This is a genomic window from Mesorhizobium sp. M7A.F.Ca.US.008.03.1.1 (assembly GCF_003997495.1).
GTDB lineage: Bacteria > Pseudomonadota > Alphaproteobacteria > Rhizobiales > Rhizobiaceae > Mesorhizobium.
This window is the reverse complement of the sequence record NZ_RZRU01000006.1, coordinates 172018-183795: the sequence shown is the minus strand read 5'-3', so window position 1 is coordinate 183795 and position 11778 is coordinate 172018. Positions and strand designations below refer to the sequence as shown.

General features: G+C 62.3%; 12 protein-coding genes. 2 read left to right on the top strand and 10 right to left on the bottom strand.

The window, feature by feature from the left end:
- On the bottom strand, positions 1–760 hold a 760-nt coding region (locus EOA16_RS11150), incomplete at its 3' end, for a LysR family transcriptional regulator (protein WP_164754218.1).
- 2 nt (positions 761–762) lie between these two features.
- Positions 763–1959 (bottom strand): amidase, encoded by a 1197-nt coding sequence (locus EOA16_RS11145; RefSeq protein ID WP_127257896.1) that lies wholly within the window; start codon positions 1957–1959, stop codon positions 763–765.
- 540 nt (positions 1960–2499) lie between these two features.
- Here EOA16_RS11145 and odc2 point away from each other — a divergent pair.
- Both odc2 and EOA16_RS11135 read left to right on the top strand, forming a co-directional pair.
- Positions 2500–3633: an ornithine/lysine decarboxylase gene (gene odc2 / locus EOA16_RS11140; protein WP_127257894.1), complete on the top strand. Its 1134-nt coding sequence runs from the start codon at positions 2500–2502 to the stop codon at positions 3631–3633.
- Between the two features lie 153 nt (positions 3634–3786).
- A complete protein-coding gene (locus EOA16_RS11135; protein WP_127257892.1) occupies positions 3787–4356 on the top strand; it encodes an N-acetyltransferase in 570 nt (189 codons plus the stop codon).
- 96 nt (positions 4357–4452) lie between these two features.
- On the opposite strand, the gene EOA16_RS11130 is transcribed toward EOA16_RS11135, so the two are convergent.
- From EOA16_RS11130 to ugpC, 8 genes are all read right to left on the bottom strand, one after another.
- The gene (locus EOA16_RS11130; RefSeq protein WP_013529756.1) at positions 4453–4737 is read right to left on the bottom strand and encodes an SCP2 sterol-binding domain-containing protein; all 285 of its coding nucleotides are present in this window, start codon (positions 4735–4737) and stop codon (positions 4453–4455) included.
- A 197-nt stretch (positions 4738–4934) separates the two neighbouring features.
- Positions 4935–5450 (bottom strand): hypothetical protein, encoded by a 516-nt coding sequence (locus EOA16_RS11125; RefSeq protein ID WP_127257890.1) that lies wholly within the window; start codon positions 5448–5450, stop codon positions 4935–4937.
- A 97-nt stretch (positions 5451–5547) separates the two neighbouring features.
- A complete protein-coding gene (locus EOA16_RS11120) occupies positions 5548–5973 on the bottom strand; it encodes a hypothetical protein (protein ID WP_127257888.1) in 426 nt (141 codons plus the stop codon).
- A gap of 13 nt (positions 5974–5986) precedes the next feature.
- Positions 5987–6598, bottom strand: a complete 612-nt coding sequence (locus EOA16_RS11115) for a rod-binding protein (protein WP_164754217.1) — start codon at positions 6596–6598, stop codon at positions 5987–5989.
- 264 nt (positions 6599–6862) lie between these two features.
- Positions 6863–7756: a carbohydrate ABC transporter permease gene (locus EOA16_RS11110; RefSeq protein ID WP_127257887.1), complete on the bottom strand. Its 894-nt coding sequence runs from the start codon at positions 7754–7756 to the stop codon at positions 6863–6865.
- A 1-nt stretch (position 7757) separates the two neighbouring features.
- Positions 7758–8669 carry a sugar ABC transporter permease gene (locus EOA16_RS11105; protein WP_127257885.1) on the bottom strand — a complete coding sequence of 304 codons (912 nt, stop codon included), beginning with the start codon at positions 8667–8669 and terminating at the stop codon, positions 7758–7760.
- 133 nt (positions 8670–8802) lie between these two features.
- Positions 8803–10128: an ABC transporter substrate-binding protein gene (locus EOA16_RS11100; RefSeq protein WP_127257883.1), complete on the bottom strand. Its 1326-nt coding sequence runs from the start codon at positions 10126–10128 to the stop codon at positions 8803–8805.
- 36 nt (positions 10129–10164) lie between these two features.
- Entirely contained in the window at positions 10165–11250 is a 1086-nt protein-coding gene (ugpC, locus tag EOA16_RS11095) for a sn-glycerol-3-phosphate ABC transporter ATP-binding protein UgpC (protein WP_127257881.1), read from the bottom strand.
- Between the last annotated feature and the right edge of the window lie 528 nt (positions 11251–11778).

Here is an 11778-nt window from a genome sequence, read left to right as displayed (position 1 = left end):
ACCTCGCGAGCGGCCGGCTGGTGGCGGCGATGAAATCCGGCAGGACGGTAAATCCGAGCCCCGCCACGGCCGCGGCTCTCGCCGTCATCGGGCTGTTGACCTCGATCGGACCGGACACCGAAACGCTCACCGGATCGCCATTGTCGCCCTTGAACGGCCAGTTGTTCAGTCCGCGGCCATTGGTGTCGACGATGCAAGGCATGCGGCTGAGATCCTGCGGCCGTGTCGGCATGCCATGCTTGGCGATCAGTTCGGGGGAGGCGCAGAGCTTTATCGAAAACGGCGCCAGCCGCCTGGCGATCAGCGACGAGTTCTCCAGCCGCGAGATGCGCACCGCAAGGTCGAAGCCTTCCTCGACCAGATCGACGAAGCGGTCGTCGAGCTGGATGTCGAGCACGATGTCGGGATGCTGCTTGGCGAAGTCGATCAGCGACTGGCCGATCGGCGCATCGGCGAAGGTACGCGGCGCCGAAAGCTTGATCCGGCCGCGCACGTCGCCGGAGGATTCACGCACCGCGTCGGCCAGGCTGTCGACCTCGCGCACGATCTCCGAGGCGCGCCGGTAATAGGTGTGGCCGGCCTCTGTCATCGAGAACTGGCGCGTGGTGCGGTTGAGCAGCAAAGCGCCGAGTTCGTCCTCCAGCTCGCGCACATATTTCGACAGCAAGGCCTTGGAACGGCCGATCTTGCGCGCCGCCGCCGAAAAGCCCTCGGCCTCGACCACGTCGATGAAGGCACGCATGCGCGTCAGTGTGTCCATGGTCAGGCCTTTCGTGCCGCGTCGAGAAGTTTCCGGCCGAGCCGTATCAGGGCAATGTCGCTGCCGGAAGGGCCAAGCAGCGACAGGCCGAATGGGGCGCCGGCGACCGAGCCGACGGGCAGTGTGATCTGTGGAAAACCGGACAGGCCGGCCAGGCACAGAAGTTGGAGCGCCCGTTCGCGATAGGCCTGGAATTGCTCCGGCGTGCTGTCCACGTAAGGCGCCGGACCAGGCACCGTCGGCAGGACAAGGAAGCCGTCCTTGCCGAGCAGGGCGCTCAGTTCGCCGCGAAAGGTCAGCCGGCGCACTTTCTCGGCCTGGACTGTCTTGTCGTCGACGGCGCGGCCAAAGCCGAAACGCGCTTCGACGCCGGGGCCAAGGTCGCGCTCACCGCTGGTGATCCACTCGCCATGCACAGCCCAGGCCTCCCTGGCCTGCAGCCGGCGAAAACACCAGTAGAGTTCATCGGGAGATGAGGAGAAGCGGATTGCCGGCGTCGCCGGCGCGCCGAAGACCGCGCCCGCCAGCCCCTTCATTCCGGCATATTCGGCCAGCGCCGGCCGGGCGACCAATCCATCCAGCCAATCCAGCGCCAGCGGCCGGTCCAACACGTGCTGGTGCGGATCGCGGCCGAGCAGCAGCTTGCCGACGGTCTCGTAGGTCTCGATGTCGTCGGCGAACCAGCCGAACGTGTCGAGGCTTGGCGCCAGCTTCATCGTGCCGTCGAGCGAAATGCGGCCATGCGTGGTGCGCAGTCCGATCAGTCCGCAGAAGCTCGCCGGCGCGCGGATAGAGCCGCCGGTGTCAGAGCCCGTGGCGATATCGGCCAGCCTGCCCGCCACCGCCGCGGCCGACCCCGATGAGGAGCCGCCAGTGACGCGGTCGGGTGCCGCCGGGTTCACCGGAAACGAGAAATGCGCATTCTGGCCGAACAGCGCGAAGGCGAGCTCGTCGGTCTGCGTCTTGCCGACGAAGCGTGCGCCGGCATCGAGGATCATCTGTACGGCGGGTGCGGTGCGCGAGGCCGCGTGGCTTTCGGCGAATTTTTGCAAATTGCCGCAACCGGTGCGGTAGCCGGCGACGTCGTAGATGTCCTTGACGGCCAGCCGCAGCCCGGCCAGCGGGCCGAGCTGGGCATGTGCCACCGGCATCTGGCGAAGATCGAGAAAGGCGTTGAGAGGGCCGTGCGTGCCTGTCATCGTTCAATATCCGGATACGGTTGCCGCAACATTGTTCGACGCCAGAAATTTTACAACCTGCGGTACGATTTTTATTGATTGTGAAAGTCTTCGCCCTTATATCGCGCTTGCCCAAAGTCGCACGTGCCTGTGGGTGTCCGCCGATCCTCGAATGGTGAGGGAAATCGGTAAGGTAACTGGAGCCAACCCCTCCAGTCGGTCTAGCGGCCAACCGCCAGCCCGAGGACACCTTGAAGCAACGACGGTGCGGGCCTTTCTGGTGTTCTGCCGGTTGTCCAAAAACCGGGGTTACTGAAGAGGCACACCTTCATTGCCGGCAGTGCGGACGGGTCTCCCATCCAAGCCAAGGCAGACAAAGCGAATCGAGGCCGGGCAAGGCCAAGGTTCACCGCCGCGAGACGGCGCTTCATGGTTCCGGGGTCTCCACCGGCTGGTTCCATGGATTTCCGTCCCGCCTTTGTCCACCGCGAGTTCGCGAGGCCGACAGCCCGCGTCCCGCAGCCTTATTGCGCGCCGAAAGGCGCTGATGGAGAGACCCCGATGGCCACCCAGCGCATCCTTGACTTCCTCGCCACCCGACGTCCGACCGGCCCCTGCCTCGTCGTCGACCTCGATGTCGTGCGTGACAATTTCCGCGCCTTCGAGAAGGCGCTGCCCGATTCCAAGATCTACTATGCGGTGAAAGCAAACCCGGCGCCGGAAATCCTGCGCCTGCTTGCTGCGATGGGCTCGTCCTTCGACACCGCTTCCGTTGCCGAAGTCGAGATGGCGATGGACGCTGGTGCGCCGGCGGACCGCATCTCCTTCGGCAACACCATCAAGAAGGAGCGTGACATCGCACGCGCCTACCAGCTCGGCATCCGTCTGTTCGCCGTGGATTGCGTCGAAGAGGTCGAGAAGATCGCTCGCGTCGCTCCAGGCGCGCGCGTGTTCTGCCGCGTGCTGACCGATGGCGAGGGCGCCGAGTGGCCGCTGTCGCGCAAGTTCGGCTGCGTGCCGGCGATGGCCGTCGACGTGCTGCGCCATGCCAAGGGGCTCGGCCTCGATGCCTATGGCGTGTCGTTCCATGTCGGCTCGCAGCAGACCGACCTGACCGCCTGGGACCGTGCGCTGGCCGACGCCAAGGTGGTGTTCGCGACGCTCGCCGAGGAAGGCATCGTCTTGAAGATGGTCAATATGGGCGGTGGTTTCCCGACGCGCTATCTGCGTGACGTGCCGGCCGCCCAGGCCTATGGCCAGGCGATCTTCTCGGCGCTGCGTAAGCATTTCGGCAATGCCATTCCGGAGACCATCATCGAGCCGGGCCGTGGCATGGTCGGCAATGCCGGCGTCATCAAGTCGGAAGTCGTTCTGATCTCGAAGAAGGCGGTCAACGACAATGTGCGCTGGGTATTCCTCGACATCGGCAAGTTCGGCGGCCTGGCCGAGACGATGGACGAGGCGATCCGCTACCCGATCGTCACCGCGCATGACGGCACGGAGACAGCACCTTGCGTGCTCGCCGGCCCGACCTGCGATTCGGCCGACGTGATGTACGAGAAGACGCCCTATCCGCTGCCTTTGTCGCTGACCATCGGCGACGAGGTGCTGATCGAAGGCACCGGCGCCTACACGACCACCTACTCGGCGGTCGCCTTCAACGGCTTCGAGCCTCTCCGATCCTACGTGATCTGACGGCGCTTCCTCAGCGCATTTTCGGACGGCGAGCCGGACACAACTTCGCCTGAAAATGCGCTGAGAGAGCCGATCAGATCATCCCAGGTGGGCGACTGTCGTCCACCCGGGCTCGCCTGTGGAACAGATCTCCGCTCGCCAGGGATTGCGGAAATGGAAATGTCAGTTGAAATCGTGGGCCACGCACCGGCCTTTGTGATGGTCGCCGAAACCGCAGCCGATGTTGCGGCGCGTGAGGCGTTGCTCGATCGGGCCATGGGGCCGAAGCGCAGGAAAAAGTCGTCGGAGAAGTTGCGGCGTGGCCGGCGGCCCTCGGAAGGCCTGGCCTTTGTCGCACGTGATGCTTCGGGCGGCGTGGCCGGCACCGTGCGGCTGTGGGATGTCAGGCTGGGCGAGGGCGGTGCGGCCGCGCTGCTGCTTGGCCCGCTTGCCGTCGACCCGTCGCTCAAGAATGCCGGCATCGGCTCGGCGCTGATGCGCCATGCCATCGCCGAGGCGGCGCGTCTCGGCCATTCCGCTATCCTTTTGGTCGGCGATGCGCCCTATTACGCGCGCTTCGGTTTCTCGGCTGGGAAGACTGGTTCACTTGCCATGCCGGGACCCTATGAGCGGCACCGCCTGCTGGCGCTGGAACTGGTGGAAGGCGCGCTTGACGGCGTGCACGGCACGCTGAAGGCTGCCGGCCGCAAGCTGAAGGCGCAGCAATTGATATCGGCGGCCTGAGACACGAAGCCGCCAGCATTTCATGCAAAAACGCCGCCCGAAAGAGGCGGCGTTTTTTCGCGATTGGTGGGCGCCGCCTTGGGCGGCTGAATGTCTTCAGCCGATCAGCTGGCTGAGCGCCATGGCAACGGTCATGTCGCCTTCGACCTTTATCTTGCCGGTCATGAACGCCATTGTCGGGTTCAGGTCGCCAGCGATCAGAGAATCCAGATCGTCGAGCGAGAGCTTGATGGTACAGTCGGTGGGTGCGTCGGTGTTCGAGACGGTTGCGCCGTCGATGACGATGACGCCGTCGCTGCCGGTGTCGAATTTCACGGAACGATCGAACCCGCTGCTGGCCACGCGCGACTTGATCTTTTCGGCAATCTCCTGAACGCTCACGCTGTTCTCCTTGTCTGGTTGCATCTGTCTCGCAACGGCGCTTCGATCCAGCCGAAGCCCATGCCGCGGTTTCGCGATCACGGTCGCTGCCGCATATAGCTTTGGGTTGACGTTTACGTCAACGCGAATTCAGGCGGTTGGTTCCTGCCATTGCGGCAGCCGAGCCGCGATGAGGCCGGGACTGTGAGCCGGGCAAGTCAGTGTTCCTTGAATGCCTTGGTCATTTCGCTCGCCGTCTCGCTTTTCTTGCGGCGCAGCCAGTTGTCGCGGATTTCGTCCTTCGACAGAAAATTGACCTGGTCGATCAGAACCTCATGCACCAAAGGCGCGCCGACACGCGTGTTGACGGTATCGCGGATCGCGGCGCGAAAGGCGTCGAGATCGATCGTCGCCTTGTTGGTGAAGTCGATCTGCGGATTGGAATAGAGGTACGAATAGACCTGGTCGGTGATCAGGGCTTCGGCCGGAATGGACAGTTTCTTAATCTGCTCGGGTTCGACAGTGTAGACAAGCTTGGTCAGGAAATAGCCGCCGATCTCAGAATCGCGGATCAGCGGCACCGAAATGATGTCGGTCTTGAGGTAGTCGAGGCCGCCCAGCATCGGCTTCGGCGTTTCGCCGACACCGCGCTCGCCGGCCGACTGGAAAGAATAGAACACGGCGCCGAGGGTTGCGGCGCAGATCCAGACGGCGATGGCGATGACCTTGATCATCGGGCCCTGTCAGTCCTTTGGCCAGTTCCTTGCGACGGCAACGCGGCACTGCGCCGTTGCTTCGGCAGGATCTCCGATGTGTCGCTTGTATTCGGCATCATGCCTTCATCCAGCCGAACTCGCCGGCGGAGTAGGTGCCGTCGGTCTCGGCGCGCTGGATGGCGTGCCGCAGCAGGCTGGCGACTTCGTTGACCGCGCTGAGATGCGCCAGGATCGCGGCTTCGTTCTTCGCCAGCTTCTGGCGCAGCCGGGTCAGGCCCTCGCGGTGCTGTTCGAGGAATTCGGCTTCGCTGCCGCCCTTCATGGCGCGGGTCAACTCGTAGAGGTAGCGGCTCTTGCGGACGTTCGATGCCTTGAGATCATAGTTGGTCGCGTTGCGGATGCCGGCCGTCTCTTCCTCGACCACTTCCTCGATACGGCCGATGATGGCGGCGAGGTTGCCGGGCCGCGCGAACGGGATCGGCGCTTCCGACGCGGTCGTGCGTGCTGGCAGGTTGGGGGTGGATTCCGAAAAGTCGGCCATGGCGTTTCCCAGTTTAGATCTTGATATTTGTTTTTATGGTCGTCTCGTCACCGGTCATCGACCCCGCAGCCTTGCGCTGCAATTGGTGGACCAGCGAGGTCGACAGGCTGTTTTGCTGGTCGATCTCGGTCTTCTCCAACCCGCCCGAAACAGGACCGACCGGCACCACGCGCTTGCCTTCGAGATAGTGGTCGGCGAGCATCGACTTGGCGATGCCGATGCCGCCGCGTTCGGCCATCACGTCGGCCACCCGCTCGGCAAGCTGCGACTTCCACATGTCGCCGGCCAGGCCCTTGCCGTAGACGCCCTCGGTGTCCTTGGGCAGCATGTTCTGGATGAAGGTCTGCAGCACCATCGCCTCGAACTTCTTGAATTTCTTGGCCGGGTCGGTTGCAGCGGCGGCCTTGTCGGCGGTGGCGCGCGACAGGAGCGAGCCGGCATCGACCGAAGCGGCGGTATCGAGTGAAAACGTGCCCGCAACGCCGCCGGCCCGCTTTGCCAGCGCGGCGCGGGCGGTTTCGATATCCGCCGGGCCAACGGCTCGGGCCACATCCATAACGATGTCGCTGGGTGGAGAAATCGCCAAGAAAGTCCGCCTTTTACCGGTTTTCCTTAGCCAGACCATGCCTCAACAAGCTTGTGGCAGGCTTGCGGGTAGGAGAGGGAGCGGAGTGCGAGGATCGGATCGAAGCCGACGGCTTTGCGCCATGCATTGTCGGGCAGACTTTTCCATCGTCGCCTTTGGCCGGAAGCTGACGATCAGCTTGGCACCGGCCCATGAAAAAGCAGCGTTATGTGGCAGTACCTAGAGGGCCGTCCGAAATCGGCACCGGCGCCGGCTCGCGAGCTTGCTTCGATTATCCGCCGAGGGTGGGATTCCGCCTCGGCTTCACTCCTTGACCGCCCCCGTCATCGAGGAGACGTAGTGCTCGACAAAGAATGAGTAGAGCACCACCACCGGCAGGGAGCCGATCAGCGCGCCTGCCATCAGGGCTCCCCATTCATAGACGTCCGAACGTACGAGCTCGGTAAGCACGCCGACCGGCACGGTCTTGTTTTCGGACGATTGGATAAAGGTCAAGGCGTAGATGAATTCGTTCCATGACAGGGTGAAAGCGAAGATGCCGGCGGAGATCAGGCCGGGCACCGACAGCGGCAGAACTATCTTGGTCAGGATTTGCCAGCGGCTCGCTCCGTCGATCAGCGCGCATTCTTCCAGTTCGAAGGGTATCGAGCGGAAGTAGCCCATCAAGAGCCACGTGCAGAATGGAATGAGGAACGTCGGATAGGTGAGGATCAGTGCGAACGGCGTATCGTAAAGGCCGAGGTTGAACACCATTACCGACAGTGGAATGAACAGAATCGAGGGCGGCACGAGATAGGCCAGGAAGATCGCCAAGCCGACCTGCCGCGCTCCGGAAAACCTCAAGCGTTCGATCGCATAGGCAGCGAACACCGCCGCCAGCAGCGACAGGAAAGTTGCGGCGGTCGAGATGATGATCGTGTTGAGAAGCCAACCCGGATAGGACGTGTCGAAGAGTAGATACCGGATATGCTCAAGCGTCGGATGGACGACCCAGAACGGGTTGAAATTGGCATAATCCGTCATCTCGAGATTGGGTTTCACCGCGGTGATCGTCATCCAGTAGAACGGGAACAGCAGCACGATGACGAATATCAGCAGCGGCAGATAAACGGTCACCACGCGCCGGGGCAGGCTCTGGAGATAGCCCATGCCGCCTTCATCCGTGTTCGGACGGTTGTTCGTTTCGGTCGCGGCCATGTCAGTCTCCACCGCCCTGCTGCCACTTACGACGTTGCAGCCCGAAATAGCTGAAAAGGATCGCCGCGAGCAGGAACGGGATCATTGCCACCGCGATTGCGGCTCCCTCGCCAAGCTGGCCGCCGGAAATGCCGCGCTGGAACGAGAGCGTCGCCATCAGATGGGTGGCATTCACCGGCCCGCCGCGAGTCAGCACATAGATCAGCTGGAAATCGGTGAAGGTGAACAGGACCGAAAAGGTCATGGTGATGGCGATGATCGGCGTCAGCAGCGGCAGCGTCACATAGCGGAACAACTGCCAGCGGCTGGCGCCGTCGAGCGTCGCGGCCTCGTAAAGCGACTGGGGAATCGTCTGCAGGCCGGCCAGCAGCGTGATGGCCACGAAAGGAATGCCGCGCCAGACATTGGCAGCGATCACCGAGGCGCGTGCATTCTCCGGATCGCCAAGGAAATTGATGCGGTGGTCGATCAGTCCCATCTGCTGCAGCGCCCAGGAGAGAATGGAGAACTGCGAATCGTAGATCCACCAGAAGGCGATGGCCGAGAGCACCGTCGGCACCACCCAGGGCAGCAGGACAATCGCGCGGAAGAACGATTTGAAGGGAAGGTTCTGGTTGAGGATGAGCGCTAGCCAGAGGCCGAGCGCGAATTTCAGGATCGAAGCGCTGATCGTATAGAGCAAGGTGTTGAAGACGGAGAGCCAGAAGACGGCGTCGCTCCACAGATATTCATAGTTTTCGATGCCGATGAAGATGCCGGGGCGGCCGATGCGGGCATCGGTGAAGCCAAGCCAGACGCCGAGCCCCAGCGGATAGGTCAGGAAGACAAGCAGCAGCGCAGCCGCCGGAAGCATGAAGCCGAAGCCAAGTGCGTTCCGGCTTTCGCCCCAGCGCGATAGAATCCGTGAGAAGATCGAAGATCACGGCTGGATAGCAGCTGACGGCACGGCCATGGGTTGGCTCCTGCTGAGGTCTCATTGATCGGCCGGATCGGCCGCGACGCAATCCGAGGCCAGCCGGGCAGCCACGCTGCCCGGCTGAGCCGGCTCAAACGCGATAATAGCGATTTGCCCGCTTCTCGGCCTCTTCCATTGCCTCTTGCGGCGTCGCCTGGCCGGTCACCGCTTTGGCGAACATATCGACCAGCACGTAGTCGGCCATGGTTGCCGCCGAAGCATAGCCGAGCGGCCCGGCATAGCCGTTAGGCCGCAGAGTCGCCGAGGCCTTGGCGTAAGCGGCGTTGTTGGGATCGGCAGTCCATACCGGGTTGTTGTCGAACGCCTTCAGTGTCTGGCAGCAATATCCGGCCGAGGAGGTGATCCAGTCCTTCATTTGCGGTTCCTCGAACATGAACTGCAAATACGCCTTGGCCGCGTTGGGGTAAGGCGTGTAATTGAAGATGACAGCCGTGGTCACCTGGAACAATTCGACGGATTTGCCGACAGGACCTATGGGCAGGTTGGTCGTGCGTATGTCCTTGGCGATTTCAGCCAGCTTCGGATCATTGTCCTTATTGATTTTGGCGGTGTTGTAGGCCGAGATGCCGTTGGCGATGACAGCCAGTTCGCCGGCCAGGAAGGCGCGGTTGTTGTTGACGTCGAGCCAGCTTTCGGTGCCGGGAATGAAGGTCTTGTAGAGTTCCTGCGCGTATTCGATCGCCTTGAGGGTCTCGGGGCTGTTGATCGTTACCTTGCCACTCTCGTCGACCATCTGGCCGCCATGGCTCCACAGCAGCCAATGAGCATAGTTGTTGCCGTCGCCGACGCCATGGCCATGCGTGAAGCCGGCCGGATGTCCCTTCGCTTGCAAGGCCTTGCAGAGTTCCAGGAAGCCTTTCGTGTCCTTGGGAAACTCCGAAAAGCCGGCCTCTTTTACCCAGCTTTCCCGATAGACGATGGCATTTCCGATCGTGGCCAGTGGCAGGCCGATGAATTTGCCTTCCCGGGTCGCATATTGCTTTGGTCCATCATGCCAGCCGCCGTATTTCGAGCCGAGATACTCGCCCAGTTCACTCACGTCGTGCAGCTTGTCGGGATATTGGTGCGGGTCATCGAACCAGACGAACATCAGGTCGGGGCCGGACCCGACATTTGCCGCGACTGCCGCCTTGGGGCGAATGTCCTCCCAACTTTCCTTGTCGACGCGGACCGCGACACCGGTCGCTTCGGTGAAGCGCTTGGTGTTGGCCAGCCATTGGTCCTCGTCGCCCTGGACGAAGGGCGACCAGCGCAGCAGTCTAAGCTTGGCGCCATCCTCGGGTTTGTATTTCAGTCCGTCCTGGGCAAGGGCCGGAGAGCTGATGAACCGACTTCCCAAGGCCCCCGCTGCCGCGCCGGCGGTGGTGCGGATCACGTCGCGTCTGGTGAACTTCATGCTCGTTCCTCCTGTGGTTGTCCTTGCCTTGTGGTCCTACTGATCGGTACGTGTTTGGAATCTCTGTCCGGTTTCTCCGTGAAAGAGATGGATGAGGCTGGGCTCGGCCGTAAGCCGGATGGTTTCGCCCGGCGTGAAGGAATGTCGTTCCCGGAAATTCGCGACGATCTCTTCGCCGCCGGCTGTCCGGCCGATGAGCTGCACTTCGGACCCGGTTGGTTCAACCACCGCGACGATGACCGGAATGCCCTGGTCGTCGGACAGCCGCAAATGCTCGGGCCTTATTCCGAGCACCACAGGCTCGCCATTGGGGATGGAAAGTGCCGAGGCCAACGGGACTGAAATCCCCCCGGCACCGCGGAACGAGGGTGAGCCGCCGGTAGCGATCTCGCCCCTCAGCAAATTCATGGCCGGCGAGCCGATAAAGCTGGCGACAAAAAGATTGTTCGGCCGGTCATAGAGTTCCAGCGGCGGCCCTATCTGCTCGACGATACCGTCATGCATGACCACGATCTTGTCAGCCATGGTCATGGCTTCGATCTGATCGTGGGTGACGTAGACTGTCGTGGTCTTGAGGCGCTGGTGCAGTTCCTTGATCTCGGCGCGCATCTGCACCCTGAGTTTGGCGTCGAGATTGGACAGCGGTTCGTCGAAGAGAAAGACCGCCGGATCACGCACGATCGCGCGGCCCATCGCGACGCGCTGGCGTTGGCCGCCGGAAAGCTGCCGAGGATAGCGCGCCAGCAACGGCACCAGCCCAAGGATTTCGGCCGCGCGGCGCACGCCTGCATCGCTCTCTGGCTTGGAAACTCCTTTGAGCATCAGCGAGAACGCCATGTTCTCGGCAACGGTCATGTGTGGGTAAAGCGCATAGTTCTGGAAGACCATGGCGACGTCGCGCTCCTTGGGCGCAACGTTGTTGACGACACGTTCGCCAATCGCGATCTGGCCGCGTGAAATCTTTTCCAGGCCGGCGATCATTCTGAGAAGAGTTGATTTTCCGCAGCCTGACGGCCCGACCAGAGTGACGAACTCGCCGTCCTCGATGTTCACGCTGACTCCGTGCAGGATCTCGACAGCGCCGAATGATTTGTAGACTTCGTCAATTGCGACAGACGCCATCGGTCCTCCCAACAAATTCCTGCGACGTCGTCGAAGGAACAACGCTTCCGCCAGCGATAGCCTTAGCTCCTCCCAGGCTCACGCTAGACCGAAACGGTAGCGCTACCAAACCGGGCTGTAAAGCGTTTACGGGAAGGCCCGAATCTTGGGGGGTCCGCTTCGCGCCACGCAATACTCCCAGCTACTCCTGCGCCCGCGATCAGGTCCAGCCGCTTGCGGTCGAAGCGTTCGCGTTCGTCGCGGTTGCGCACGTCCTTGCAGGTGCGCCCGACCATGTCGGTGCGGGCGGTCCGGCGGCGATGAGGCTGGCTTCCTGCCTGGCGCTCGCCGGATTCGGTTCCTGCAAGCGGGCATCGGAATGTCATCTGGATCTGCCTTCAAGCGGTCGCAGTGACATCCGGATCGAATGGCACCTTTCCGCAAGGGCAGTCATTCCGTAACGATCCTTCCCGCTTAGAATTTCACATTAAGCTTTGCATTGAAGCCGTTCTGCTGGACGCCGGAGCCGAACTGCCCCTGGTAGGCGAT

Bases quoted from the DNA above. Each gene is read 5' to 3' on its own strand.
- EOA16_RS11145 (WP_127257896.1), bottom strand. From the start codon at position 1,959: ATGACAGGCACGCACGGCCCTCTCAACGCCTTTCTCGATCTTCGCCAG.
- odc2 (WP_127257894.1), top strand. From the start codon at position 2,500: ATGGCCACCCAGCGCATCCTTGACTTCCTCGCCACCCGACGTCCGACC.
- EOA16_RS11135 (WP_127257892.1), top strand. From the start codon at position 3,787: ATGGAAATGTCAGTTGAAATCGTGGGCCACGCACCGGCCTTTGTGATG.
- EOA16_RS11125 (WP_127257890.1), bottom strand. From the start codon at position 5,450: ATGATCAAGGTCATCGCCATCGCCGTCTGGATCTGCGCCGCAACCCTC.
- EOA16_RS11120 (WP_127257888.1), bottom strand. From the start codon at position 5,973: ATGGCCGACTTTTCGGAATCCACCCCCAACCTGCCAGCACGCACGACC.
- EOA16_RS11115 (WP_164754217.1), bottom strand. From the start codon at position 6,598: ATGGTCTGGCTAAGGAAAACCGGTAAAAGGCGGACTTTCTTGGCGATT.
- EOA16_RS11110 (WP_127257887.1), bottom strand. From the start codon at position 7,756: ATGGCCGCGACCGAAACGAACAACCGTCCGAACACGGATGAAGGCGGC.
- EOA16_RS11100 (WP_127257883.1), bottom strand. From the start codon at position 10,128: ATGAAGTTCACCAGACGCGACGTGATCCGCACCACCGCCGGCGCGGCA.
- ugpC (WP_127257881.1), bottom strand. From the start codon at position 11,250: ATGGCGTCTGTCGCAATTGACGAAGTCTACAAATCATTCGGCGCTGTC.